Source organism: Bradyrhizobium sp. CCBAU 25338, assembly GCF_028128965.1.
Lineage (GTDB): Bacteria > Pseudomonadota > Alphaproteobacteria > Rhizobiales > Xanthobacteraceae > Bradyrhizobium > Bradyrhizobium liaoningense.
Window position 1 is genome coordinate 939,513 of sequence record NZ_LFKY01000043.1, and the last position, 25,524, is coordinate 965,036.

Here is a 25,524-nt window from a genome sequence, read left to right on the forward strand (position 1 = left end):
CCCTAACAGATTCTCGGCAATTGCTCACCCGACAGCCAGTCGACGATCCTCCCGCCGCCGAAGCTCGTGGCCATCTGCACGAAATGATGATCGTCGGCCACGGCCTCGCCGATGTCGGCGGCGTCGCGGCCAAGCGGATGCGCCCGCATCGCGGCCAACACCGCACCGGCAAGCTCGGGAGCGACGATCGCGACCAGCTTGCCCTCATTTGCGACATGGAGCGGATCGAGGCCGAGCAGCTCGCACGCTGCCGCCACGCCCGGCTTGACCGGGATCGCCTCCTCGCGAAGATGGAAGCCGAGGTCGGACTGCTGGGCGATCTCGTTCAGCGTGGCGGCAAGGCCGCCGCGGGTGGGATCGCGCATCAGGCGGATGCCACGGCCGCCGGCTTCGACCATCTTCGCGACGAGGTCGTTCAGCGCCGCCGAATCCGAGACGATCTCGGTCTCAAAGGCGAGATTCTGCCGCTTCGACATGATCGCCACGCCGTGATCGCCGAGCGTGCCCGAGATCAGGACGCGATCGCCGACGCGGGCATTCTCCGCCGAGAGATCGAGCCCGGGGGGCACGACCCCGACGCCGGTGGTCGATATGAACAGGCCGTCGGCCTTGCCGCGCTCGACCACCTTGGTGTCGCCGGTGATGATGTGAACGCCGGCCGTGCGCGCCGCCTCGCCCATCGATTCAGCGATCATCTTGAGGTCGGCGAAGCGGAAGCCTTCCTCGATGATAAAGCTCGCGGAGAGGTAGAGCGGGCGTGCACCGGCCATGGCGATATCGTTGACGGTGCCGTGCACCGCAAGCGAGCCGATATTGCCGCCGGGGAAGAACAGCGGCGAGACCACATAGCCGTCGGTCGTCATCACCATGCGTCCGGCACCGACGTCGAATGCCGACTGGTCGTTGCCGCGTGCCAGCCATTCATTACCGAAGGCCTCGTGGAACAGACCCGAGATCAATTGCGCCATGGCCCGGCCGCCCGAGCCGTGGGACAGGTCGACGCAGCCGTTCCTGATGTCGAGCTTGCGCTGGTGGGCCTTCATGATGCGCGCCTTTGCTGGTGGTCGCGGAAGCGGCCATAAGTCCAGTGTGCGGCACAGGCGCCCTCGGAGGAGACCATGCAGGAGCCCATGGGCGTCTCCGGCGTGCAGACGGTGCCGAACAGCTTGCAGTCGACCGGCTTCTTCACGCCGCGCAGGATGGCGCCGCATTCGCACGCGGGGTTGTCGTCGACGCGCAGCTCGTGCATGTCGAAGCGCACCTCGGCGTCGTATATGGCGTAAGCGCGCTTCAGCTTCAGCCCGCTATAGGGGACCTGTCCGAGCCCCCGCCATTCGAACTGATCGCGCAGCTCGAAGATGTCGGAGACCTCCTCCTTGGCGCGCAGATTGCCGTCGCGGTTCACCGCGCGGCTGTACTGGTTCTCGACCTCGTGCCTGTCCTCGTTGACCTGCCGCACCAGCATCAGGATCGCCTGCATCATGTCGAGCGGCTCGAAGCCCGCGATCACCACGGGCTTGCCGAACTCCTCGGCAAAGAACTCGTAAGGGGCCGTGCCGATGATCGTCGAGACATGGGCCGGCCCGACGAAACCGTCGATCTCGATCCGGCCGATGTTGCGGATGTCGGGACTCTCCAGGATGTTCTGCATCGCCGGCGGCGTCAGCACGTGGTTGCAGAACACGGAGAAGTTTTCGAGCTTCTTCTTCTCCGCCAGCCGGATCATGACTGCAGTCGGCGGCGTCGTGGTCTCGAAGCCGATGGCGAAGAACACCACCTCACGCCCGGGATTGTCCTCGGCGATCCGGATAACGTCGATGGTGGAATAGACCATGCGGATGTCGGCGCCGCGCGCCTTCGCCTTCAACAGCGACGCGCCCTGCGAGCCGGGAACGCGCATCAGGTCGCCATAGACGCACAGGATGATGTCCGGCCGCTCGGCGAGCCGGATCGCCATGTCGATGCGTCCGGCCGGCAGCACGCACACGGGACAGCCGGGTCCGTGGATCATCCGCACGTTCTTCGGCAGCATGTCCTCGAGGCCGTAACGCGAGATCGCGTGGGTATGGCCGCCGCAGAATTCCATGAAGCGATAGGGCTTCTGCGGATCGGCTTCCGCACGGATCGCTTTCGCGAGCCCGAGCGCGATCTCCTTGTCGCGAAACTCATCGGCATATTTCATGACGCGGCTCCCTGCCCCTCGGCGCTGAGCTCGCGCAGCAGCTCAAGCGTCCGCCTCGCCTCCTCCGGATCGATCTTGGTCAGGGCATAGCCGACATGGATGATCACATAGTCGCCGACGGCGAGATCCTCGATCAAAGCGACCGATATCTCCTTGCTGACGCCGTCGATCGAGACGATCGCCATTGCGTCGGGCAGGAGCTTCGTGACCTCAGCAGGTATCGCGAGACACATCAGGCTGTTCCTTCCAGGCCGTATTGTTCGAGCCGGAGCGCGGCGATCCAGGCCTGGCCCAGGCTGAGACCGCCGTCATTGGGCGGCATTTGCCGCGGCAGCAGCGGCAAGAGACCGGCGGCGATACAGCCGCGCTCGATCTCGGAACTCAGGATCGCGTTGAGAAAGCAGCCGCCGCTCAGGGCGACGGCCGTGACGCCGGTCTCGCGCGCCGCTCGGCCGATCCAGTCGACGCAGGCGGCGGCGAGCGTGCCATGGAACAGCCCGGCCCCCTCGACCGGATCGATGTCCTCGGCCGCAAGGCGCGCAAGCAACGGAAACAGGGACAGCACCCCATCCTCGATTGACCAGCCGTCTTTCATGGAATGCGGCGCGCGAACCCGCGCCTCCAGCTTCATCGCGGCTTCGCCCTCATAGCTCTGCACCTGGCAAAGACCCAGCAGCCCCGCCACCGCGTCGAACAGCCGGCCGGCGCTGGTCGTCACCGGCACACCCGGCTGGTCGAGCAAGGCATGGAGACGCGCAGCCTGCGGCTGCGCGGCAAACCGGGCCGCGATCGCGTTGCCGCGGGCCAGGCCATGCATTGCGCTTGCGGCCATGCGCCACGGTTCGCGGGCGGCACGATCTCCACCCGGGACCTTCATCGGCGCCAGATGGCCGAGCCGCCGGAACGTCGCCCCCTCGTACAGCAGGAGTTCGCCGCCCCAATTGCCGCCGTCGCTGCCCTGGCCGAAGCCATCGAGCACCAGCGCCAACGCAGGCCCCGCGATGCCATGCTCCGCCATCACAGAGGCGGCATGGGCATGATGGTGCTGGACTGCGATCAGCCGCCGCCCGTTCGCTTCGGCAAAGCGGGTCGAGGCCATGTTCGGGTGCAGATCATGGGCGACGACGACCGGATCGACATCAAGGGTCGAGAGCAGATGGCTGACGGTTTCCTCGAAAAAGCGGACGCCTTCGGCGGTGTCGAGGTCGCCGATATGCTGCGAGACGAAGGCCTCGTTGCCACGCATCACCGTCACGGTCGACTTCAACGCGCCGCCGACCGCAAGGATCGGCTGCACCGGTCGCGCCAGCCGAACCGGCTCGGGCACCCAGCCGCGGGCCCGACGGATGAACTGCGTCCGGCCGGCAACGACCATGGCCACGGAATCGTCGGCGCGCGTGACGATGTCGCGATCATGCGTGACGACGAGGTCGGCGATGCCGGAAAGCCGCAGCTCCGCCTCGTGATTGTCGATCAGAAGCGGCTCGCCGCCGGGATTGGCGCTGGTGGCGACGATCGCCCAACTCTCGCCGGGCCGCTGATGCGCCGTGTTCAGTACCTCGAAGATCAGGTGGTGGATCGGCGCGACGGGCAGCATGACGCCAATCCGTGACAGTTTTGGCGCGATCGCGCCCGCGAGGCGCCTGTGCGACGTCATTAGCACGATCGGCCGCGCCGTCGTTTCGAGCAAGGCAAGCTCTGCAGCACTGGCGTCGGCGATCCCGCCGACGTCGTCGCGCGAGGCGACCATCACCGCGAACGGCTTCTGGTCACGATGCTTGCGTTGCCGCAGCCGCGCGACGGCTTCATCGTCGCGGGCATCGCAGAGCAGTTGATAGCCGCCGAGCCCCTTGATCGCCACGATCTGGCCCGCGGCGATCGCAGCCGCGATATCCGCAATGCCGTGGCCGAGCCGCGGGCCGCATTGCGGGCAAGCAATCGCCTCGGCATGGAAACGGCGGCTAGCCGGATCGGCATATTCGGCGGCGCAGGCCGCGCACATGGCAAAGCGTTTCATGGCCGTTGCCGCTCGATCATAGGGAAGCCGCTCGGCAATGGTATAGCGCGGACCGCAATGGGTGCAGTTGATGAAGGGGTAGCGATAGAACCGGCTGGCTGGATCGAACAGCTCGCGCAGGCATTCCTCGCAGGTCGCGGCATCGGCGACGATGCGTGTCGACACCCTGCCCTGTTCGCTCCCGCGGATATAAAACCCCTCGCTCGCCACCGCCCCGACCGGCTGCACCGAGATCTCGTCGATGCGGGCGAGCGGCGGTTTTTCCAGCGGCAACGCCGCGACGAAATCGGACGCGCGCTCGCCCTCGACCTCGATGACGACGCCATGGGAATCGTTGGCGACGAAGCCGCCGAGGCGGTAGCGCGTGGCGAGACCGTAGACATAGGGGCGAAAGCCGACGCCCTGCACCGCGCCGCGCACATGCAGGCGCAGCCGCCGTCCGTCCCGTGCTGTGGCCTCGCCGCCCATCGTCACTCCGCCGCCGTCATCGCGGCAGGCGTCGTCGCCGCCATCCGCTTGCGGATCCAGGCATAGAACGTTGGAAACCCCTCGCCGGTGCGTGCCGACACCGTCAGCACCTCGATCTTCGGGTTGACTCGGCGCGCATATTCGATGGTCTTCGCCAGATCGAAATCGAGCACGGGCGCGAGATCGATCTTGTTGATCAGCATCAGCGACGAGGCTGCGAACATGTCAGGGTATTTCAGCGGCTTGTCCTCGCCCTCGGTGGTCGAGAACACCACGATCTTGCAGGCCTCGCCGAGATCGAACGCCGCCGGGCAAACCAGATTGCCGACATTCTCGATGAAGAGCAGGCCGCCGTTCAGCCAGGGCAGCCGGTCATAGGCCTCGCCGACCATGGCGGCATCGAGGTGACAGCCCTTGCCGGTATTGACCTGGATCGCCGGCACGCCGGTGGCGCGAATGCGCTCGGCATCGTTGGAGGTCTGCTGGTCGCCTTCGATCACGCCGATCGCAAAGCTTGCCTTCAGCTCGGACACGGCGCGGACCAGCAGCGAGGTCTTGCCGGCGCCGGGGCTTGAGACCAGGTTGAAGGCGAGCACGCCGTCGGCCGCGAAGCGGGCGCGGTTGTCGGCCGCAAGCCGGTCGTTCTTGCCGAGGATGTCGCGCTCGACCTGGATGATGCGGTCGCTGCTCATACCGGCGATCTTCTGGCCCGCGGGATTGGCGCCGCAGTCGAGCAGCCCGGCCTCATCGGGGGCTGGGTCGTGGTCACCACCGTGGTGATGGTGGTGAACATGGCCGTGGCCATGACCGTGGTGATGATGATGGTGGTGCCCGCCGTGCTCATGGCCATCACCGTGATCATGATGATGATCATGCGCATGTTCGATCGATGCCTTGCCGTCGCCGCAGCCGCAGACCGTACACATCAGTCGACCTCCAATTCCCTTACGCGCATCTCTTCGCCGCCCGTCACCTGCAATTGGTAGCCGCCGCAGGACGGGCACGGCTCGTAACGCTGCCCGATCTCGACGGTTTTGGAACAGGCCATGCACCAGGCCGTGCCGGGCGTCTCGACGATCTCGAGCCGCGCGCCTTGCGCGATGGTCCGCCTGGCGACGGCCTCGAAGCAGAATTTCAGCGCCTCCGGCGCGACATGGCTCAGCGCACCGATCTCCAGACAGACGACGTTCACCTTGGTGAAGGCGCGCTTGCGCGCTTCCTCCTCGACGATACCGACGATGCCTTCGCACAGCGCCATCTCATGCATGGGCGGCCTCACGAAAATCCAGGCTGAAGCCGACGCAGGGATCGAAGGAGCCTACCAGCGCGCGAACCGCGTCCTGTCCCTGCCGGCCGGCCGCGAGCGTCGCGCCCTTGAGGCTCCTGACCAGCGGTCCGCGGGCGTGAAAATTCCACTCGGTCGGTGCCAGGAACTCGAACTTGACGATGCGATCCTCGTCGTCCAGCACGACGGCATGATGGAGGCGCCCGCGTGCGCATTCGACAGCGGCCGCCCCCTTGCCCGCGCCGAGCCGGTAGCTCGCAACGACGCCCTCATCGAGATCCGCATCGCCACGATCGAGCCAAGCGCAGAGCCGCTTGACCTCGGCAACCCGCGCCTTCAGACGCGCGGCGGGCCCAGCTTCCGCCGGCGAGACCGCTTCACGGCGCGCCCTGCGCGCCCAGACGCCGGTTTCCGGAATCCGGCCGCGGAGGTCCGGCGCATCGGCATAAGCCGCACCGTCCGCCAGCAGACGCGTGACGATGTCTGGATCGTCCGCCACCGTCAGGAAGGACGGTTCGGCCTCCGGCTGTGACACCAGCCTGCCATTGCATCCCGCGACGGAGGCGGCGAGCGCGCTGCCCGGCGCGAGCGTCTCGTCTTCTTCGCCGGCGATCCCCATCGCGCCGAGCGCGGCCTTGATCTGCACCACCGCGTCGCGATGCAAGGCCGGTGGGACGGCCTCATCCGCGCGGCCGAGCAGCGCGCCTGCCTGCATTGCGGCGCGCACCGCCGGCGCGTTTGTGCCGTCGAGCGCGAGCCGTCCGACGAAGAGGCCGCGCAGCAGTTCGGTCAGCCGCTCGACGACGACTGCGGTGACGCGGCGCCGCACTGTTGCGGGAGACGCCTGCCGCCCTTGTGCGGCTTCCACCGCCGACTGGAACGCCACGTGATGGGCGACCGAGCACAGCGAGAACAGACGCGGCAGCACGGGAAGCAGCGAAGCGGCGGGCTTTCCCGCAAACAGCCGCGTCAGCGGCGGCCGGCTGCGCGGCTTGATCGCGACGTCGGCGATCATGGCGCCGGACAACAGCACCGTGATATCGATCTCGTTGCGGAACGAGAGGCTCATCCGCGCCGCTCCGTCAAGGCACCCCGCAGGAAGTTACGCCGATCGATCGGGCTTGTCGCGGGCTCGCGGCGGCGAACCGCCTCATCGCTGTCCGCCGGCAGCATCAATTCGGCAAGCGCGGCTTCGGCCGTCGCTCGCGCGGCGTCCATGTCGGCAAACTGGAACATCGGCGAGAACAGCGAGCAGCTCGCGATCCGGCCGATCGGGGCGACCTCGCTGAGGGTGAATTCGATATCGCCCGCGGGAAAACGCATTCGCAGGGTCGCGCCCGAGGTGGCCGGCGCCACCGCGCCCGCCGCCATCACCACGTTCATGAACCACGGCGTGACCATGATGCCGACGATCGTGCCGTCGTAGGGGCAGAAACCGACCGCATCGACGCCGAGCGCATCGTTGTAGATGGGCAGATCGCGCATCGCGCGCTCGCCGATCTCCCGATAGCTTGCGGCCAGAAGCTCGCCCCATGCCGCCGCGTCGGCGCCGCCGGCAGGACCTGATGTACTCGCTGGCGCGCTGCCGGTCATGTTTCGATCGCCATGAACTTGGATTTTGGCGCGTCGCAGTTCGGGCAGCGCCACTCCTCCGGCAGCGCCGCGAACGGCGTGCCCGGCGCGATCTGCGCTACCTCATCGCCATCCGCCGGATCGTAGACGGTCCAGCAGATGCCGCATTCCAGCCGCGTGGCCTCAGTGACGTCCTGGCGCACGCCAAAATTCTCGAAGGCGCTCATTTGAAGTAGGCCTCGATGATTTCCTGCAGCCGCTCGGCGGAATCCTCGAAATCCTCGTCCGCTGCCAGCGCAACCGTCGGCACGCCGCCGACTTCGAGCGTATCGAGAATGATGGTGTCCATGGCGTTGAAGAACTGCACCGACCAGACATGGCGGATGCCGGTGGAGAGCACCCGGCAGGTGCCGTAGCCGCGCGACACGAGCTGAATCGGTCCGTTCCGGATCGTGTCCTGCAGGAAGCTCATGTCGACCGGGCTCATCGGCAGCAGCGTGAAATTGATGATCTGCGAGCGAAGGCCGGGCCGCCAGGCCTGTGCCCGCTCGCGGATCTCGGCGAGCACCGGCAGCACGTTCATCGCGCCCTCCGGCACCTGCCCGATCTCGAAATCGGCGGATGTCAGATCGGCCGCCGCGCGCCTGACGATCTCCGGAATCGCCCCGATCTCGAGATATTCGGAAGCGGCGTCGGTCTCGAGCCGCACACGCCAAATTCCCGCCAGCACCGATTCCTGGATCTGCGCCAGCGATCCGCCCGGCAGCGCGACGACGCCGGCGACCTCGCCCTCGCCGAGCACGTCGGCCACCAGCTTGCTCTCGAGATCGTTGAGATTGGCGAGCCGGAACAGGCTTGTCGGCGCCTCCGCCTTTTGATCCGCGATGGCATCCGCGATCCTCGAAAGCAGCGCGACCGCGTTCGGGCAGCTCTTTGCAAGCTCCGCACTGTCGAGCGTTGCAAGTTTTGCCAGCGCGCCGGCCGCCGTCAGGCTGCCCTTCGCTGCATTGAGACTCTCCTCGCCGATCGGAAACACGTTGACCGGCTGCTCAGCACCTTCGGGCGCATCCCAGAAGCCGGCCTTCATAGCCCGACCTCTTGTGCGCGATGCTGGGGAACGATGGTGACGGCGACTGCGGCGCCTTGCCCGCGCGGCCGGTCGATCAGCTTGGCAATGCGGTCGACATAGACCGACCAGTCCTGGATCTTGGCGATCAGTCCGAGCGTCTCGCCCTTGGCGACGAAGATCAGCGTCGGCTGCACGCGCACGCCGAAACGCTGGCCGAGCGCGCTCTCGTCGCTGCGCGCGATGATCGCACCGCGCAGCCGATTGCCGAACGCTACGATAAGTTCGGGCAGCACCACGGCGACATCGATTGCCTCCGGAAAGCGGTTGGGATCGCCCGCCGACAGCAGCACCGCGACCGCACCGGCCTCGTCCGCTCCGCCAAGGAAATGATCGACCGTCGCAGCATCGACCTCGGGCAGGCCACTCCGCGCCGGATCATGCTTTCCCACCTGGAATTCCATCGAACCTCCCCTGACAAGCTTGTGTTTTTGCTCGAACTAGAGGTTAGCAAGGCACGTGCCAGGATCGGTTATCACCTGTCCGGATTTATCCAATTGATCTATATCATCTATTTTCTGGCATCGACTGTCAGCCAAGCTTCTATGAAAAGATACTTTTCATCCCTGGTGATAGCCAGCTTTGCAGATAGAAATCGACCTTCCAGGCGCACAGCGGCCGCCGGGGCCGGCCGGTCACTTGTGTCGTCAATGCATTCATCGGGAGATGCGGCGGCGCTGCTAGCTGGACCGGAGGTGCTCCGGTAGTTGCGGCTCGCGGTCGATGAGGTCGGCGAAGAAGCGGTCGCAATCCTCGCCGTCGAGCGCCGCGCTGAGTCCTTCGATCGCATTCGCGATGAGGCGCGCCTCGTCCTCGTCCAGCAGCCGGATCGCGGTGTCGATATAGACCAGCACCTTGGCGCCGACCGGCGGATTCGAGAGCAGCAGCACAGAGACCCGGCGCTGCTCGCCGCGATAGGCGCACAGCGCCGACACTCCGTCGGTCTCGACAATCGTCATGGGCAGGCCGAGGCACATGGACAAAATCTCCGGCAGTGGCCGATCAGGCCGGCCGCGTCTCGTAGTGGAGATGATCGATGTCATTGGCGAGCAGCCGCTCGGTATCCGCCAATGGCTCGGCGCGTTGGCTCACCGTGACGCCCCATTCGGCCAGGATGGCGCAAGCGAGATTGATCGCCGGCGCGATCTGGTCGCGCACCGGCGGCGTCAGCGGCCCGCCCCAGTCCTCGAGATCGAGCGGCTGGCAGCCGATCAGCACCAGATGTTTCGGGCACCGGCCGAGCAGGTCGGCCGCGCTGATCACTTCCTGGAAGCCGGTCTGGTGCAGGCTCATCTTCTTGGCGCCGGTGAAACGCGGCACCTCGTCGTCACGCACAAGCTTCAACTGCCCGGGCTCGAGGCCATAGTCGATCGCGTCGAACACGATCAGGCGGTCCGCCTCTTCCAGATAGTTGACGAGATAGAGCCCCTGCGTGCCGCCATCGAGGATGGTGACATTGTCCGGCACGGCGTAGCGGCGGTGAAACTCCTCCACCGCGCGCACGCCAAAGCCTTCGTCGGCCCACAGGATATTGCCGATGCCGAGCACCAGGATGCGATCGTCTTGCGAGAATGTCGGCATCACTTGGCGTTCCCGTCTCTCAATCCCGGAATTGCCGTTCGCCCGAGATCATCGAGGAGATGATGCTCTGGCGCGACATGATGTCCTCGCGGATCGCGGCGTAGATGTGTACCATCACGAACACGACCAGCGCCCACATGCCGAGGTGATGCCAGGTATGAACGTCCTGGCTGTTCGGCCAGATTGCAAACACCCAGCCGAACAGCTTGTGCTGCCAGCTGTCGATGCCCTGCCCTTCCGAATATAGTGCAAAGCCGGTGACGATCATGAAGGCCACGAACAGCGTGAAGCCGGTGAACATCGCGGTCTGCGCCAGCGGATTGTGGCCGACATACATCTTCGGCTCGCGCTCCAGGAACGCGTACCAGCGGATTTCGTGCAGCACTTCCTTCCAGAACTGCTTGCGGTGAACCGGGATGTAGAAGATCTGCCGGGAATGGTGGTTGCCGACGAAAGCCCACAGGATGCGCGTGAGGAAGAATACCGCGAGCACCTGTCCCGCAGCGAAATGGGCGAAGCGGATGTAGCCCATCACGAAATTATCGGACGCCTCGCCCGCGACCGTCGGCAATGGCGTTCCGATCAGATAGCCGGTCACCATGAGCACGATGATCGAGAACGCGTTCACCCAGTGACAGATCCGCACCGGAGCCTCATAGACATAGACGGTGGGACGACCCACCGCTCGTTCTCCGGAAGCATCGGCTGCGATCGCCGCGAGGTCGGGCCTGGCGTCCGAGGCGGGAGCAACTGCATCCATCATGATCCTCTCCTACCTGACCTTGACCTTGGCGAGCTCCTGGCCGTCCGGGCTCATGACATGCGTCGAACAGGCCAGGCACGGATCGAAGGAATGGATGGTGCGCAGGATCTCCAGCGGCTGTTCGGGATTGACCATCGGCGTGTTCATCAGCGACGCTTCGAAGGCGCCGATGTTTCCCTTGGGGTCGCGCGGCGAGCCGTTCCAGGTCGTGGGCACCACGCACTGGTAGTTGTCGATCTTGGTGTCCTTGATCTTGACCCAGTGCGCGAGCGCGCCGCGCGGCGCCTCGGTGAAGCCGACTCCCTTGGCCTCCTTCGGCCAGCTCTCCGGCTTCCACTTGTCGACATTGGCGGTCGAGCTGTCGCCGGCCTTGATGTTGGCGACGAGCTTGTCCTGGAAGTAGCGCATCTGGCGTCCGGCCCAGACGGATTCGAGCGCACGCGCCGCCGTGCGGCCGAGCGTCGAGAACAGCGCCGACATCGGCAGGTCCAAATCCCGAAGGAACTTGTCGACGGGATCCTTGAACTCCGCCTTGTTCTGCGCGTAGCCGACGACCCAGCGCGCCAGCGGGCCGACCTCCATGGCGTGACCGCGCCAGCGCGGCGCCTTGATCCAGGAGTACTTGCCGCCTTCGTCGAGCTGCTCGATCGCCGTCTTGGTGCCCTTCGCGTTGGGTCCCAGCACGTAATTCGGCTCGGTGACACCGTCCCAGGGATGAAGTCCCTTGGTCTCGTCGGGATATTTGTACCAGGAGTGCACCACGAACTCCTGGATCTCGTCGGGATTGGCGAGATCGACCGGAAATACTTCCGAGAGATTGCCGTTGATGATGGCCCCGCGCGGCAGCTTCAGACTCTTGGCGGAATAGTCGTTGGCGTGTTCGGGCACGTCGCCATAGGCGAGCACGCTTTTGCCGGAGAGGCCGCCGCCATAGAGCCAATCCTTGTAGAATGAGCCGATCGCCGCCACGTCGGGCAGATAGACCATTTCGTTGAACTCGATCAGACGGTCGATGATCGAGGAGATCAGGTTCAGCCGTTCCATGTTGATGGCGCCGACAGCGCCGGTGCCGTCGACGTTGATCGGACAGGGCACGCCGCCGACCAGCCAGTTGGGATGCGGGTTCTTGCCGCCGAAGATGGTGTGAACCTTGACGATCTCCTTCTGGAAATCGAGCGCCTCCAGATAATGCGCCACCGCCATCAGATTGGCTTCGGGCGGCAGCCTGTAGGCCTTGCTGCCCCAATAGCCATTCTTGAACGGACCGAGCTGTCCGGACTCGACGAACTTCTTCAGCCGGGTCTGCAGATCCTTGAAGTAGCCGGGCGACGACAGCGGCCAGCTCGAGATCGACTGCGCCAGCGTCGAGGTCGCCCGCGGATCGGCCGAGAGCGCGGAAACGACGTCGACCCAGTCCAGCGCGTGAAGGTGATAGAAATGGACGACGTGGTCGTGCACCTGAAGGGCAAGCTGCATCAGGTTGCGGATCGAATTGGCGTTCTCCGGGATGGTGATCCCGAGCGCGTTCTCGACCGCGCGCACCGAGGTCAGCGCGTGCGTGCCGGTGCAGACGCCGCAGATCCGTTCGGTGAACGCCCAGGCGTCGCGCGGATCGCGGTTCTTCAGGATCACCTCGATGCCGCGCCACATCGTGCCAGTAGAGACCGCGTTGCGGATGACGTTGTCGGCGTCGACGTTGACCTCGACCCGCATGTGACCTTCGATACGGGTCACCGGGTCCACGACGATGCGCTTGCCGGAATTGTCGAGATTGAAGCCGTTGGGAGTCTGGATACCCATGATTGTCCTGCCCTGCCGTGTCTTTTCGATCAGCTATTGTGGTCGGCGTCTTCGCGCTTGGTCGCCAGCCGCTTGACGGCGGTCACAGCCGCATGCGCAGCCACCGCGGCGCCGACGGCGCCGGCCGCCACCATGCCGATCTGATCGGCGTTCTTCTCGATGCCGAACTGCTTGATGTTGGTGAGACGATCGTAGAACGAGCCCTTGTCCCAGAAGCCGTCCTCCGAGCAGCCGATGCAGCCGTGACCCGACTGGATCGGGAAGGACACGCCGCCGTTCCAGCGTACGGTCGAGCAGGCGTTGTAGGTGGTCGGCCCCTTGCAGCCCATCTTGTAGAGGCAATAGCCCTTGCGCGCGGACTCGTCGTCCCACTCCTCGACGAACTGCCCCGCGTCGAAATGCGGGCGCCGGTAGCACTTGTCATGAATGCGTTGCGAGTAGAACATCTTCGGCCGGCCCTGGCGATCGAGCTCGGGCAGCTTGCCGAAGGTGGTGATGAAGGTGACGACGCCGGTCATCACCTCGGCGATCGGGGGGCATCCCGGCACCTTGATGATGGGCTTGTTGGTGATCACCTTGTCGATCGGAGTTGCCTGCGTCGGATTGGGCTTTGCCGCCTGCACGCAGCCCCAGGAGGCGCAGGCGCCCCAGGCGATGATCGCCATCGCGTCGTCGGCCATCATCTTCAGCTTCTCGACGAACGGCTTGCCGCCGTCGATGCAGAACATGCCGCCTTCGTTCAGCGGCGGATTGCCTTCTACCGCGAGGATATACTGGCCTTTGTGCTTGGCGCGGGTCTCATCGAGGATCGCCTCGGCCTGGTGGCCAGCGGCAGCCATGATGGTGTCGTCGTAGTCGAGCGAGATCATCGACAGCACCGCATCCTTGACCAACGGATGCGCGGAGCGGATGAAGCTCTCCGAACAGCAGGTGCATTCGAGGCCGTGCATCCAGATCACAGGCAGGCGCGGCTTGGTCTCGAGCGCGTTCGCGATGCGGCTCGCCGCCAGCGGTCCGAGGCCGAGGCTCGTCGCCGTCAGGCTGCAGAATTTATGAAAGCTCCGACGCGTGATGCCTTGCCGCCTGATCACGCTGTAAAACGTTTCCGTCGCCGCGCCCATGAATCCTCCCGCCTTCGGCTTTGACTTTTCGATGACGCAAAGCACAGCAAGAAGCAGGCCAACAGCCTGGAGCGATTCAAAACTGGAGAGATTCCAGAATGTTGCGGATTTGAACCACCTTCAAGAACGGTACGCGAGGACGCTGCCAGCACGAGAAGCGGAAACAATTCGATTTGCAGCCGGCAACGAAGTTTCCGGTCAATGCGCGGTGCACACCATGCAGGGATCGAACGAGCGCACGACGTGCTGGATCGCCACCGCACGCGGCCCGGCGTCGCCGACATCGGTGCCGACCAGCGCCTGCTCCAGCGGGCCGCCGACGTCGAAGGAATCGCGCGGCGAGAAATTCCAGGTGGTCGGCGCGATGATCTGGTAGCGCTCGATCTTGCCGTCGCGCACCGCCATCCAGTGCCCGAGACTGCCGCGGGCGGCCTCGACCAACCCGACACAGCTTCCGTCGGGGAGTTCGCGCGAATTGTGGCAGAACGGCTCCGACAGCCGCAGCGCGCGCGTCCACTGCTCCATGGCAAGCGCGATGCGCGCGGTCTCGATCAGCCGCGCGATCACGCGGCTGCGCACGTTGGTGCCGTCCCGCGCGACCAGATCCGTGATCAGCGCCTGGCCCGCCACCGTCTGCCGCGCGATCGCGCCGACCTCGATCGGCTGGCCCGACAGCCGTGGCGCCTTGCACCAGCTGTAGGCCGCCGGCTTGTCGGGATCCGGGACTGTGCTGCTATGGGCCGGATCCGCGGAGGAATTCCGCATCCAGGCATGCGAGACGTCCTCGGTGATTTGCGTCAGCGGCAGGGGTTCGACGATTGCGCGCGGGCCGAACAGGCCGCGCGGAAACAACTCGCCGTCGACGCCATGATAGGCGCCGTAGCTCATCATCAGCCCCGCCCCCCGGCCGAGCCCGGTCAATGCCAGACTGTCCGCCAGCCGCAGGAAATGCGCGAAGTCGCCGCCACGGCCGTCGCGCCAGCCGTCCAGTTCGTCGGCGGTTGCGATCGCCAGCACGTTCTCCAGCGAATCCGCGAAGACGATGCGCTCCAGGAAGGCTCGGAACGCCGTCGTAATCGACAAGAGCCGGATCCGCTCGCCGAGATCGATGGCGCGCGTAGTGCCGCCGGGCTGGAACGCCAGGCTGTGCGGCCATTTTCCGGCAATGATGCCCATAGTCTCGAGCAGCCGCGCCCGCGCCGGCAAGGCATCGCGCGCCGCGCTGCCGCGGGTGGCGGCAAAGCGCTCGCGCGCCTCCTCATGCCAGCCATGGGCGGCATAGGCCTCGCGGGCAAAGTCCGGCATGAAGAAGATGTAGAAATGGGTCAGATGGTCGGCCGCGTTCTCCGCGGCATGGGCGATGTTGGTGGCGAGCAGCCCGTTGGGCGCCGCCTCGATCGACATGGCGTCGCGCAGGGCGGCCGCAGCCGCGACCGATTGCGAGACCGAGCAGATGCCGCAGATCCGCGGTGCAAGCGCCAGCGCATCGAGCGGCGGCCGACCCTCCAGGATCTGCTCGAAACCTCGGTAGAGCGGCGCCGTCACCTCGGCGCGCACGACGCGGCCGCTCTCGACATCGAGGCGGACTTCGAGATCGCCCTCGACGCGGTTGAACGGGCCGATCGTGATCCGCGTCATGGCTTGCCCTTCGTCGTCGCGCGCCCCGGCGGCACGACCACATGGTCGGCGGTCGCGTTCAGCCGCACGCGGCGCGGCGTCGCTGACTTCGACAACGCGGCGAGCGCGACGAACCACGCCTTCGGCATGTCGGTCGGAAGCCCGACCGGAATGCCCGCGAGCTTGGCGGTCTCCAGAAAGTTCTGCGCCCCTTCGAAGCCCGGCGAGGTGCAGGCGATGCAGGCATAGCCGCCCTTGGTGCAGGATCCGCCGCCGTTCCAGGAGCGCTGGTTGCAGTCGCCCACCGCCTGGGTCGCCTTGCAGCCGAGATGCTCCATCAGGCAGCCACGCTCCGACATGGTCTCGGCGCTGGCCTTAAACTCGTAGAACTCGTTGCGCGAGCAGCCGTGATGGGCAAGGTGATTGGCGACGAATTTAGGCCGCCCGTAGGAATCGAGGTCGGTGGCGGCGAGATCCTTGGTGGTCAGTGCCAGGATGGTTTCCATCATCCAGCCCGGATGCGGCGCGCAACCCGCGACGTTGATGACGGGAAGACCGAGCCGCGAGCGGAAGCCCGCGCCCAGCGCACCGCCGCTGTCGGACCCTTCGAATTGCAGGCCGACCGCATCGGTCGGGTTCGATCCGGCGGCCGGCACGCCGCCATAGGCCGCACAGCTTCCGACCGCGATCACATAGTCGGCGCGCGGCGCAAGATCGAGCATCCAGCGATAGACCGAACGGTTGGTGCCCGCGAGCATGTTGAAGCGGCCGGTGTCGTTCGGCCCCCGCGCCACTGATCCTTCCAGCAGGAGCAGGTCGAGCCGCACCTTGCCGTCGAGCACGGACTGCAGAACCTCGACCGCCTCCTCGCCGGTCTCTTCGCTGACCGACGGATGCCATAGCAAGTTGATGCCGAACTGCCTGAGCTCGTCGAACCAGCCGGACGCACCGCTTTCAAGGATCGACATCGTGCAGCCGCCGCAACTGGCACCCTGCAGCCAGAGCACGTTGGTCATTCCGTCCGATCCGCTCATGGCTCCTCCTCAGCCTCCAAGCATCGGCCCCTCGTAGCACACGAGCACGGCCTTGGCTTGAAGTAACTCAATCTTGCCTGGCCGACGTCCCACCGTCATGCTTCAAGTGCCGCCTGCGAATCCGGTGCGTGACAATCCAGGTGACGCCGATGGCGACCGGCACGAAGAGCGCAGTCGCGAGCGACGGCTCGATATGCACGCCGCCGTCATGCGCGCCCTTGGCAAGATAGCCGAACAGGCTGACAACGTAATAGCCGATCGCCGCCACCGACAGCCCCTCGACCGTACTTTGCAGGCGCAGCTGCAGCTTGGTACGCTCGTTCATCGCGCGCAAGAGGTCGCGATTCTGCTCCTCCAGTTCGACGTCGACGCGGGTGCGCAGGAGGTCGGCGGCGCGCGCAAGCTTGATCGACAAATTGGCCTGGCGCTCCTCCAGAGCGGCGCAGGTCCGCATCGCCGGCGCCATCCGGCGGGCGAGAAATGACGACCAGGTCGGATAGCCCGCGATCTCACCGCCTTCGACCACCCCGAGCCGAGCCTGCACGATATCGTAATAGGCCCGGCTGGCCCCAAATCTGAAGAGACTGCCGGCGGCGCCGCGCTCGAGCGAGGCGGCGAGCGCAGTCAGCTCGGTCAACAGATGATTGTTGAGCTTGAAGTCTGCTGCGCCCTGCATCTCCTCGAGCACCTCGACCAGCCGTCGCCCGATGTGATCCGCAGATGGTGCGAGCGCAAGCGCAGCCGGCAAACCGAGCAGCGCCAGCGTGCGATAGGTCTCGATCTCAAGCACGCGCTGCACCAGGGCGCCCAGACGGCCTGAAGACAGACCGTTGTTGCAGACCAGGATGCGCACGAAGCCCTGCTCGTCCACGCGGAAGTCGGAAGCAACCACAGCCTGGCCGCTTCGAACGTTGACCATGGCCAGGCTGCCTTTCTCGAACAGCTGTTCGGCGCGTTCAACCGCGGCAGATGTCTCCTCGACCTCGAGTTTGAGTGCGACCAGCAATTGTCCGGCCTGAGGAAGCGACCCGATCAGCGCAGCAAGCTCGTCATCCACATCACCAAACGGACGCGAGGCGCCCGCATGATTTCTGATCCAGGTGAAGGTCGTGAACTCGGAATGTTGCTCCCAGCGCAAAGTGACGGCGCCGACCGTCACGTGATGGTGTTTTGCAGATGCATCCGGCGTTGTCAGTCCATGTGCGGCGCAAAAGGAGGCAAAGCTCTGCCGATCAGCGGTAGCTGTATCGCCCTGGCTGAGAAATGCAAATCGCAGCACGGCGAGCGGTCCGGTTAGCCGGGTGAACGGGCGCGCATGGACTTCACCCAACACCGTGCCCCGCTGCGGATGCAACTGAAAGCAGGCGAGGTCCAGACCAGAGCTCATCGACGAACTATCTGCTTTTCGCTGCACGGCTTATTTCTCCTGGAAGTCGGCGCGGTAGCCGACGCACCCGTTGAAGGCTCTGGTCGCGGATGAACGGAACGCATTGTCTTCGGTCAGCGGGCTCGAGGCCAGATAGCGCCAACGCAAGGATCCGGACCAGCCGGTCTTCTCGCCGAGCGCATGCCGGCCGAGGCCACCATCGGCGGGCATTCGGAATGTAGTTGCCGGGTGGTCTGCGTCGGCAGGCTCGCCAATGGACCGTTCAGCGTATGCGAGACGTTGGCGCCGGCCAAACTCAGGCCGCCTCCGTCGCATCGACGCATTCCAGCACTTCTGGCGCCGCACCGCGCGCGTCATCGGCAAACATGCGGCGATAGGTCACGACCGAGACGAGCCAAGTGATCGCGAACAGGGCGACAACGGCGAAACCGACGTTCGCAAGCGACTCATTGAGGCCGTCGACCAGCGCCCAGGCGCCGCCGGAAAGGCCGAAGCGGTCGCCGACCAACCCGAGCGCCTCGATGCCGCCGATGAACAGCGCGACCGCCACGGAGGCGCCGGTGATCGTCAGGTTGTACCAGAGCTTTCGCAGGGGATCGACGTAAGCCCAGCGATAGGCGCTGACCATCAGCGCCGAGTCGGCGGTGTCGACCAGCGCCATGCCGGCGGCAAACAGCACAGGAAAGACCAGCACATGCACGAGAGACACGCTGCGCGCAGCTTCTGTGGCGGCGATGCCGAGCAAGCCGATCTCGGTCGCCGTGTCGAAGCCGAGCCCGAACAGCAGGCCGAGCGGGTACATGTGCCAGGATCTCGTCACCAGGCGGAACATCGGACCGAGACATCGCGCTAGAAATCCGCGGGCCGCGAGCTGCGCATCGAGACGTGCGGCGTCATGGATACCCTGCTCGCGCACCTCGCGCAGGGTTCGCCACAGGCCGGCGAAGAGCGCCAGATTGATGACTGCGACCGCCAGCAAGAACAGCGCCGACACCGAGGTTCCGATCAGGCCGCCAACTTCCTTGAGCAGACTGTCGCCGCCAAGGCTCACCATGCCGAGCGCAAGCAACATCGTCGCAACTACGACGACGCTGGCATGGCCCAGTGCGAAGTACAGGCCCGCGGACCGGGGCGCCTGTCCCGCCTGCATGAGCTTTCGTACGACGTTGTCGATCGCTGCGATGTGGTCGGCATCAACTGCATGGCGCAATCCGAACACCCAGGCAAGCAACGCGGTCGCCATCACCGTCGGCCGGTCGCCGAACAGCGCGAAAGCCCAAGTCCATGCGGCGATGTTGGCTGTCACAAGCCCGCCGAACAGCAAAATGGGATTGGCAGCTAGCGCGCGTCGAGAGCCTTCCCTCGCGCGATGCACTTTAGCCAAGACCGGAGCTCCTCTCGTATGATCTTTGCGTCAACCTTGTCATACCAAGGGGCAACATTTGGGCCAGACGGCAATCGCTGCTCCGAGGCGCCTGGTTCCTAGACCCAAGTTTTTGTCTTACGAGAAGAATTGGCCTTGCTGGCACTTTTGAAGCTCTGAGCTCACGATGCGCAGCCCTGGAAACCAACTAACCAAAAGCGCAAACATAGTTTGATGCTTAGTCGCGAAATGCTCACATCATGGCATGAGGTGGCCTCGCAAGTGCTATCGACGCTCACACAACCTTGCCAACAACTGCGCCAATTCCAGCCGTCAATCCCATCGCACAAGCTCCCCAGAATGTCACTCGCATGGTTGGCTTCAACAAGCCGGCGCCTCCCGCCCTGGCACCGATCGCGCCGAGCAGCGACAGGAAGAGCAGCGAACCTGCGGAGACGACCGGAATCAAGATATTGGATGGCGAGACCAGGACAAGCGCAAGCGGCGCCGCCGCTCCGACGGAGAAGGTCGCAGCCGATGCCAACGCCGCCTGCACCGGACGCGCAGTGCTGATTTCCGAAATGCCAAGTTCGTCCCGGGCGTGCGCGCTCAACGCGTCCTTTGCCATCAATTGCTTCGAAACCTCGCGGGCGAGACCGGCCTCGACGCCCCGCGCGACATAGATCTGGGCGAGTTCTTCCCTCTCAGATACCGGATCGCCCGCCAGTTCCCGCTTCTCGCGCGCGAGGTCGGCATGCTCCGTATCGGACTGCGAACTGACTGAGACATATTCGCCAGCCGCCATGGACATGGCGCCGGCAACCAACCCGGCGATCCCGGTCAAGAGAACATCGCTTCGGGAGACGGCAGCCGACGCCACTCCCAGGATAAGACTCGCGGTTGATATGATTCCGTCATTCGCGCCGAGCACGGCCGCTCTCAACCAGCCGATGCGCGCAACGAGGTGGGTCTCTTTGTGAAGGCGGGTCATCTGTCCAATACTCTCTCGACCGCCCTTGCCTGCCCTGCGGAGGCCGGTTGAAGAGCTTGCTAGCGGTAAACAGCCGACGTGATACTTCTTTCACACACTTCGTGATTCTCGATCACGATCACCGCTCAGTTGCATCACGATCGATCCCTTGATCTTAATCTCCGGAACTGCGAGCCTCCCGTAATGATCTAGATCAACAAGGGACTGCATAACGGCGGTTCTGAGCGAGCCAGGCGCTCGGAGGTCACCCGTCCTAGTGCGGCATATTTTCTGACAACTGGTCTTCCAGACGAACGCACGAACAGCAGAAGCCGCTGAGAGCCGTGCGCAACCGCTGAGACCTGCAATTCCCCGATGGCAGCAGTCCGCCTAAGCCTCGATCAGGCCGCGCTCATAACAGGATTTATCGTAAGGAAAGACGACCGCCGGATCCGGCCTGTGGAGGCGGCGGTGCTCTCCCGGTTAATTCAGCCGCCACAGCATGTCGCGAATAACATTGAGTCGCGCATGTTCCTTGTCGCCGGCCCGGACCACGGCCCATCTGGATCGACATTTGCATGGGCTCGTCAACTCGGCCACACTTCCCGAAGGGATAGGGGCCTGGCCAGAGGCCGCCCGATCGGAGCTTTCGTTGTCTACGCTGAAGGTTCTTCACACGACGACCTATCGATTCAACGAACACGTGTGCCTGTTGCCGCACCGCTTGATGCTTCGTCCGCGCGAAAGCCGCGAGCTTCGTTTGATTTCGTTCAACATCACGGTGACGCCCCCTGCGGCCCTGACCTGGGCGCACGATGTGTTTGGCAATGCAATCGCAACTGCCACGTTTCAGATGACCGCCTCCAACCTGGTGATCGCCAGCGTCGCGGAGCTTCAGCTCGACGCGGTTGCATGGCCGGTGTTCGATATCGCGGTCCCGGCCATGTCTTACCCATTCCGCTATTCCGATGACGATTGGACTGATCTCGGCGCCCTTGCTCTCCCCCAGTTCTCGGACACGGCTGGGGTGCTGCAAAATTGGGCAAGAATGTTCGTTCGAGGAAGTCGGACGGACACGCTGTCACTGCTAAAGGACCTCAGCGTCGGCGTTTCCGAGGCTGTCCGATATCAGAGCCGTGAGGACGAGGGCACCCAAACGCCGGTAGAAACCCTGAATCGCGGCTGGGGGTCATGCCGGGATTTCGCGGTGCTCTTCACCGAAGCAGCACGCATGCTCGGGTTCGGAGCCAGAATCGTCTCCGGCTACCTTCACAATCCGGAACAACAGAGCGTCGGATCGAGCGGAGCGGGTTCAACCCATGCGTGGGCGGAGGTGTTCGTACCGGGAGCCGGCTGGATCACATTCGACCCAACCAATCGCAGCCTCGGCGGCTTCAATCTGATCCCGGTCGCGGTCGCGCGCGATATCCGGCAGACGACCCCAGTGTCCGGCAACTTCGTCGGAAGCACCGGCGCCTTCGCCGGGATGTCCGTAGAAGTGCTTGTCACGTCATAGGTCGACGGGATCTTTGGCGATCGCCGTTGAGCTTCGCTTTTTTGACGCGCCTCGCGCGCCGGTTCGATCTGCTGCGTGAGTGCCGCATCCCCACGCAGCAGATCGGTGACGAGTTGCGGGCCGGCTATAGCCAATTGATCCCCGCCAGCGGCAACAGCCGTTGAAGGATCGCGGCCAGGCAGACCAGCCCCACCAACAATTTGAGAAGACCCGCCAAACGGGATTCATTGACAAACTTGTCGATGACCCAGAAGCAAATTGCCCCGACGACGCAAATGATCAAGATCCCGATTATGAGTGAAAGCATGGAAGCCCCCTTGTTCTGTCGTGGCAGCGACACGCATGCGCCACTGCGGATGAAAGGAATAAATCAGCGCTCGTTCATGCGCAGGGCGCTGCGTCGCGGACGCCTCCGACGATCAAACTAAGTCTGTCCAATCGATGCGCGCTCACGTTGCGCTGGATCAATATACGTAAGCTTTCCTGGATCATTATGACGCGTCCCTTCCCGAAGATGGCCGGCTGCGCTGAAGGCAGCCGCTTTGCCAAAATGCAACTGGAGATGCTGTCATGAACAAGACGTCCAAGACTGTGCTTCTTGCGCTCATCGTCGCCGCCACACCGTGGTTCGTCGCGCCAGTCACAGCGGCGCCGGTAAGCTCCGCGCTGATGCTGCGAGACGCGGTGGCGCCGTCGGTGGAGACCGTGCAATATCGCCGCGGCTGGCGCGGTGGTTATCGTGGCGATGCGGGCATTGGAATTGGTGCAGGCATCGCTGGCGCGCTGATCGGCGGGGCAATTATTGGCGCAACGCAGCCTTACGGCTATTACGGCTACGCTCCCGGCTACTACGGGCCGGCCTATGTCGCTCCGCCCCCCTATGTTGGTGGCGACGCGGTCGGCTATTGCGCGCGACGCTTCAGGTCCTATGACCCGTATTCCGGCACCTATCTCGGCTACGACGGCCTAAGGCATCCCTGCCCGTGAGGAGGGCGACCTAAAGTCTCGGCAGTTTGATATAAGTGATCATTCAGGCTGCCGAGAGGCATTCGCAATTGTCATTGATCCACATCAACTGACGCGCAAAAAACAAATCCGCCATAACTGGAACGCCTGCCCGCCGTTTCTATTCGTTCATTGTCCAGTTCCGGACGAACAAGAATTGGTGGATTCCATGAAAAGCACCCTATTGGCGGCGGCCGCAGTCCTTGCGCTCGCTTCGCCGTTATTCGCGGCTGAGACGGGCAAGACCGTTGGGCAATCGCCTTCATCTTTTTACCTGGCTCAGGATAGCGCGACCATGAAATGCCAGATCGTCGAGAGCCAGCCTGCGACCGGCAGCAACATGAAGGTTGTCGGCGCCGCCCACACGACAAAGGCTTCCGCAGAAGCGGCTTTGAAAGCCGACAAGACTTGCGCCAAGTGATCGATCAAGTCGCGGCGCGAGTACAGCGGCGGGTCTATTGCCTCGCTGGAAGCACGAGACTTTAGACCTGCCACGTGACCTTCAGAGCACTCTGGCTCTGCGTCAGTAGCTGCAACAAGGGCCAACCATCAAGCAGGCCAGCGACACGCAAGCCGCTTGCCGCTTGAGATACTCCAAGTTCGAGAGGATACAGCGATGAACAGGCAGACCAGGATATGCGCGATTGGCGCCGCGCTCTTCGGCGCCGCGATGCTCGGCTCGGTACTCCCCTCGGGGGCAGCTCCGATCTCGCCGAGCGCACCTCTTCTGACAGAAGGGACGTCTTCGTCCGGAGTGACGGAGGTCCGCTATCGACGCCATTACCGCGGTCGCGTCTATCGGCCGGCTCCCGGGGCGGCAATTGGTCTTGGAATTCTTGGTGCCGCGGCCGGAGCCGCCGCCTATGGGGCCTACGGCCCCCGCTACTACGGTCCGGGTTACGCGCCGGGCTACGCACCAGGTTACTACGGCGATCCCTACCCGTATCGCCGCCAATACTACGCCCCGTACTAAGGCAACTTTGACGCCGTTTGGCGCGGCAGGCTCTGGCGCAGGCCCGCGCCGCTGAATCCGCTCTCAAGCGGCGGTCCGTCGAAAGAAACGATCAGCGCTGCGGTTCAGCGAACGCGATGACGCGGCAGCGTATTCAATGTGAAGTTTGGAGATACACCTTTGGAGATACACCATGGACTGGAATCAAATTGAAGGAAACTGGAAGGAGCTCCGAGGCAAGGTGAAGGAGCAATGGGGCAAACTTACCGACGACGATCTCACCGCGATCAACGGCAAACGCGACCAGCTCGAGGGTCGGCTTCAGCAGCGATATGGCTTTGCAAAGGATCAGGTTCGCAAGGACATCGATAGTTGGTTTTCTTCCCTCAAGTAGGGTGTTAACCGAGGCCGGGGGCTCCTGGCCCCCGGGGCGAACGATGCACGCAAGACCAATCCGCCCTGGTTCGCTGGCGGGGGCCATTTTCGGCTTGCCGTAACGAGCGTCAGCCGGAAGAGGCATTCGTTGCGGGCAATGGTGAATTGATTGCAGGTCCGCTATCAACAGCGCGGCTGACATGGAACGCTAAGTACAATGCCGAGATGCGGAGGAAATTGACCTGCATCAATCTAGCGTTTTCCCGCCGCTCTAAACTCATCCAATAGTTGAGTGCAATGAGAAGAACCCTCTCATTGGGAGTTGGTATCATGGATGAGGAACGTTCGTCCGGCGATCCCGGTCTTCCTCCGGGCGTGCTTGCTCAGAGCTCGGGTCGATATTTGCCCCGTGCGGAGCTGACGGACTACCGGCTTGTTGCAGTTCAATTGCGAAAGGCGCTTGCAAGAACCGAGGCGCGGCTTCGTCAACGGGACGAGCTGATCCACCGACAAGAACTGCTGAAGGCGGAATCCGATCATCGCCTGCTGAACGATCTCCAGATGACGATCAGCCTTCTTACGCTGCAGAGCCGCAATTCAACGAGTCCGGAAGCGGCCTCACAATTGGCCGCGGCGGCTAGTCGCGTTTCCATGATCGCCCGAATCCACCATCGCCTCAATTCCCACGATGGTGTGAGAACAATCGAATTCAAGAAATTCCTTGAGGACTTTGGACGTGAGTTTGCAGCGATGTCGTCGTCGGACGCCTCCGCAGGAAAAATTAGCGTCGAAGGCTGTGAGATCAATTTGCCTGCCGTCACCGCCATTCCGCTCGGCTTTATCGCCAACGAGTTGATCACGAACGCGGCCAAATACGGCAAGGGTAGGATAGCCGTCAGGTTGGCAACGGATCCGAAACATGGCTGCGCGCTGTCGGTTTCCAATGAGGGCCCGGCATTGCCCGAGGGTTTCGACCCCGGCGCCGGCAAAGGGCTGGGGATGAGAATTGTTCGATCCTTTACCGACCAGATCGGCGGTGAGTTACGGATCGGCCGTGGCGCCGACGGTCAGGGTGCGCAATTTACCGTGCTGTTCTCCAGTGGCTGAGCATCGAGGATACCCCCTATGGACGAGGACCGCATCCCTGAGCGGAGAGACCGCAAGCGGACAAAAAACAAGCGTTGACGATCGAACCGCGGAGCATCGGTCACTCCCGTTTGGGACCCTCGTCCGCGCCGACAATCAGGAAAGCAGACAGTCGGCAATCGTACGGGTCACCGATCGTGGCCCGTTCGGCAGCGGAAGAATAATCGACCTCATCACTGATCACCGAACATAAATCGGCTTCACAGATCTGACGAAAGTATACCTCAAGAATCCATCATTTCCG

General features: G+C 64.0%; 28 protein-coding genes and 1 pseudogene. 7 read left to right on the top strand and 22 right to left on the bottom strand.

Annotated features, from left to right (window positions below; translation table 11 throughout):
• Window positions 1–2: 2 nt before the first annotated feature.
• The 22 genes and pseudogenes from hypE to ACM42_RS38245 all read right to left on the bottom strand — a co-directional run bounded on the left by hypE (window position 3) and on the right by ACM42_RS38245 (window position 20,307).
• The gene (gene hypE / locus ACM42_RS38140; RefSeq protein ID WP_271533599.1) at window positions 3–1,043 is read right to left on the bottom strand and encodes a hydrogenase expression/formation protein HypE; all 1,041 of its coding nucleotides are present in this window, start codon (window positions 1,041–1,043) and stop codon (window positions 3–5) included.
• Window positions 1,040–2,182: a hydrogenase formation protein HypD gene (gene hypD, locus ACM42_RS38145; RefSeq protein WP_271533600.1), complete on the bottom strand. Its 1,143-nt coding sequence runs from the start codon at window positions 2,180–2,182 to the stop codon at window positions 1,040–1,042. The genes hypE and hypD overlap by 4 nt, the downstream gene beginning before the upstream one ends.
• Window positions 2,179–2,415, bottom strand: a complete 237-nt coding sequence (locus tag ACM42_RS38150) for a HypC/HybG/HupF family hydrogenase formation chaperone (protein ID WP_271533601.1) — start codon at window positions 2,413–2,415, stop codon at window positions 2,179–2,181. Before ACM42_RS38150 ends, hypD begins: the two co-directional genes overlap by 4 nt.
• On the bottom strand, window positions 2,415–4,667 hold the full coding sequence (gene hypF / locus ACM42_RS38155) for a carbamoyltransferase HypF (protein WP_271533602.1): 2,253 nt from the start codon (window positions 4,665–4,667) through the stop codon (window positions 2,415–2,417). The genes ACM42_RS38150 and hypF overlap by 1 nt, the downstream gene beginning before the upstream one ends.
• Before the next feature lie 2 nt (window positions 4,668–4,669).
• A complete protein-coding gene (hypB, locus tag ACM42_RS38160) occupies window positions 4,670–5,593 on the bottom strand; it encodes a hydrogenase nickel incorporation protein HypB (RefSeq protein WP_271533603.1) in 924 nt (307 codons plus the stop codon).
• A complete protein-coding gene (gene hypA / locus ACM42_RS38165; RefSeq protein WP_271533604.1) occupies window positions 5,593–5,934 on the bottom strand; it encodes a hydrogenase maturation nickel metallochaperone HypA in 342 nt (113 codons plus the stop codon). Before hypA ends, hypB begins: the two co-directional genes overlap by 1 nt.
• Complete coding sequence (locus ACM42_RS38170; RefSeq protein ID WP_271533605.1) at window positions 5,927–7,021, bottom strand: nickel-dependent hydrogenase large subunit; 1,095 nt, start codon at window positions 7,019–7,021, stop codon at window positions 5,927–5,929. The genes hypA and ACM42_RS38170 overlap by 8 nt, the downstream gene beginning before the upstream one ends.
• Complete coding sequence (gene hybE, locus ACM42_RS38175) at window positions 7,018–7,545, bottom strand: [NiFe]-hydrogenase assembly chaperone HybE (protein ID WP_271533606.1); 528 nt, start codon at window positions 7,543–7,545, stop codon at window positions 7,018–7,020. Before hybE ends, ACM42_RS38170 begins: the two co-directional genes overlap by 4 nt.
• Complete coding sequence (locus tag ACM42_RS38180; RefSeq protein WP_271533607.1) at window positions 7,542–7,751, bottom strand: rubredoxin; 210 nt, start codon at window positions 7,749–7,751, stop codon at window positions 7,542–7,544. Before ACM42_RS38180 ends, hybE begins: the two co-directional genes overlap by 4 nt.
• Window positions 7,748–8,611 (bottom strand): hydrogenase expression/formation protein, encoded by an 864-nt coding sequence (locus tag ACM42_RS38185; protein ID WP_271533609.1) that lies wholly within the window; start codon window positions 8,609–8,611, stop codon window positions 7,748–7,750. The genes ACM42_RS38180 and ACM42_RS38185 overlap by 4 nt, the downstream gene beginning before the upstream one ends.
• Window positions 8,608–9,054 carry a hydrogenase accessory protein gene (locus tag ACM42_RS38190; RefSeq protein WP_271533611.1) on the bottom strand — a complete coding sequence of 149 codons (447 nt, stop codon included), beginning with the start codon at window positions 9,052–9,054 and terminating at the stop codon, window positions 8,608–8,610. The genes ACM42_RS38185 and ACM42_RS38190 overlap by 4 nt, the downstream gene beginning before the upstream one ends.
• Window positions 9,055–9,330: 276 nt before the next feature.
• Complete coding sequence (locus ACM42_RS38195; RefSeq protein ID WP_194392654.1) at window positions 9,331–9,627, bottom strand: HypC/HybG/HupF family hydrogenase formation chaperone; 297 nt, start codon at window positions 9,625–9,627, stop codon at window positions 9,331–9,333.
• Between the two features lie 25 nt (window positions 9,628–9,652).
• Window positions 9,653–10,231 carry a HyaD/HybD family hydrogenase maturation endopeptidase gene (locus tag ACM42_RS38200; RefSeq protein WP_271533614.1) on the bottom strand — a complete coding sequence of 193 codons (579 nt, stop codon included), beginning with the start codon at window positions 10,229–10,231 and terminating at the stop codon, window positions 9,653–9,655.
• A 19-nt stretch (window positions 10,232–10,250) separates the two neighbouring features.
• Window positions 10,251–10,994 carry a Ni/Fe-hydrogenase, b-type cytochrome subunit gene (gene cybH / locus ACM42_RS38205; RefSeq protein ID WP_271533616.1) on the bottom strand — a complete coding sequence of 248 codons (744 nt, stop codon included), beginning with the start codon at window positions 10,992–10,994 and terminating at the stop codon, window positions 10,251–10,253.
• Window positions 10,995–11,003: 9 nt separating this feature from the next.
• Window positions 11,004–12,794 carry a nickel-dependent hydrogenase large subunit gene (locus ACM42_RS38210; RefSeq protein WP_271533618.1) on the bottom strand — a complete coding sequence of 597 codons (1,791 nt, stop codon included), beginning with the start codon at window positions 12,792–12,794 and terminating at the stop codon, window positions 11,004–11,006.
• Between the two features lie 29 nt (window positions 12,795–12,823).
• Window positions 12,824–13,915, bottom strand: coding sequence for a hydrogenase small subunit (locus ACM42_RS38215; protein WP_271533620.1), 1,092 nt, complete (start codon window positions 13,913–13,915; stop codon window positions 12,824–12,826).
• Window positions 13,916–14,113: 198 nt separating this feature from the next.
• A complete protein-coding gene (locus tag ACM42_RS38220; RefSeq protein WP_271533622.1) occupies window positions 14,114–15,553 on the bottom strand; it encodes a nickel-dependent hydrogenase large subunit in 1,440 nt (479 codons plus the stop codon).
• Window positions 15,550–16,566 carry a HupU protein gene (locus ACM42_RS38225; protein ID WP_271533624.1) on the bottom strand — a complete coding sequence of 339 codons (1,017 nt, stop codon included), beginning with the start codon at window positions 16,564–16,566 and terminating at the stop codon, window positions 15,550–15,552. Before ACM42_RS38225 ends, ACM42_RS38220 begins: the two co-directional genes overlap by 4 nt.
• A 67-nt stretch (window positions 16,567–16,633) precedes the next feature.
• Window positions 16,634–17,953 carry a DUF3422 domain-containing protein gene (locus ACM42_RS38230; RefSeq protein ID WP_271533626.1) on the bottom strand — a complete coding sequence of 440 codons (1,320 nt, stop codon included), beginning with the start codon at window positions 17,951–17,953 and terminating at the stop codon, window positions 16,634–16,636.
• Window positions 17,954–17,998: 45 nt separating this feature from the next.
• A pseudogene (locus ACM42_RS38235) lies at window positions 17,999–18,182 on the bottom strand (hypothetical protein); the annotation flags it as partial.
• Between the two features lie 66 nt (window positions 18,183–18,248).
• Complete coding sequence (locus ACM42_RS38240) at window positions 18,249–19,328, bottom strand: HoxN/HupN/NixA family nickel/cobalt transporter (RefSeq protein WP_271533766.1); 1,080 nt, start codon at window positions 19,326–19,328, stop codon at window positions 18,249–18,251.
• 283 nt (window positions 19,329–19,611) lie between these two features.
• Window positions 19,612–20,307 carry a VIT1/CCC1 transporter family protein gene (locus ACM42_RS38245; protein ID WP_271533628.1) on the bottom strand — a complete coding sequence of 232 codons (696 nt, stop codon included), beginning with the start codon at window positions 20,305–20,307 and terminating at the stop codon, window positions 19,612–19,614.
• A gap of 631 nt (window positions 20,308–20,938) precedes the next feature.
• Here ACM42_RS38245 and ACM42_RS38250 point away from each other — a divergent pair.
• The 7 genes from ACM42_RS38250 (at window position 20,939) to ACM42_RS38785 (ending at window position 25,473) form a co-directional block, all read left to right on the top strand.
• Window positions 20,939–21,802, top strand: a complete 864-nt coding sequence (locus ACM42_RS38250) for a transglutaminase family protein (protein ID WP_271533630.1) — start codon at window positions 20,939–20,941, stop codon at window positions 21,800–21,802.
• Window positions 21,803–21,828: 26 nt separating this feature from the next.
• Window positions 21,829–21,966 (top strand): hypothetical protein, encoded by a 138-nt coding sequence (locus ACM42_RS38255; protein ID WP_271533632.1) that lies wholly within the window; start codon window positions 21,829–21,831, stop codon window positions 21,964–21,966.
• A 406-nt stretch (window positions 21,967–22,372) separates the two neighbouring features.
• On the top strand, window positions 22,373–22,789 hold the full coding sequence (locus tag ACM42_RS38260; protein ID WP_271533633.1) for a BA14K family protein: 417 nt from the start codon (window positions 22,373–22,375) through the stop codon (window positions 22,787–22,789).
• A gap of 187 nt (window positions 22,790–22,976) precedes the next feature.
• Window positions 22,977–23,228 (top strand): hypothetical protein, encoded by a 252-nt coding sequence (locus tag ACM42_RS38265; protein WP_271533635.1) that lies wholly within the window; start codon window positions 22,977–22,979, stop codon window positions 23,226–23,228.
• A gap of 724 nt (window positions 23,229–23,952) precedes the next feature.
• A complete protein-coding gene (locus ACM42_RS38270; RefSeq protein ID WP_028181499.1) occupies window positions 23,953–24,153 on the top strand; it encodes a CsbD family protein in 201 nt (66 codons plus the stop codon).
• Window positions 24,154–24,464: 311 nt separating this feature from the next.
• Window positions 24,465–25,241 (top strand): sensor histidine kinase, encoded by a 777-nt coding sequence (locus ACM42_RS38275; RefSeq protein WP_271533638.1) that lies wholly within the window; start codon window positions 24,465–24,467, stop codon window positions 25,239–25,241.
• On the top strand, window positions 25,234–25,473 hold the full coding sequence (locus tag ACM42_RS38785) for an RlpA-like double-psi beta-barrel domain-containing protein (RefSeq protein ID WP_370143645.1): 240 nt from the start codon (window positions 25,234–25,236) through the stop codon (window positions 25,471–25,473). Before ACM42_RS38275 ends, ACM42_RS38785 begins: the two co-directional genes overlap by 8 nt.
• Window positions 25,474–25,524: the final 51 nt, after the last annotated feature.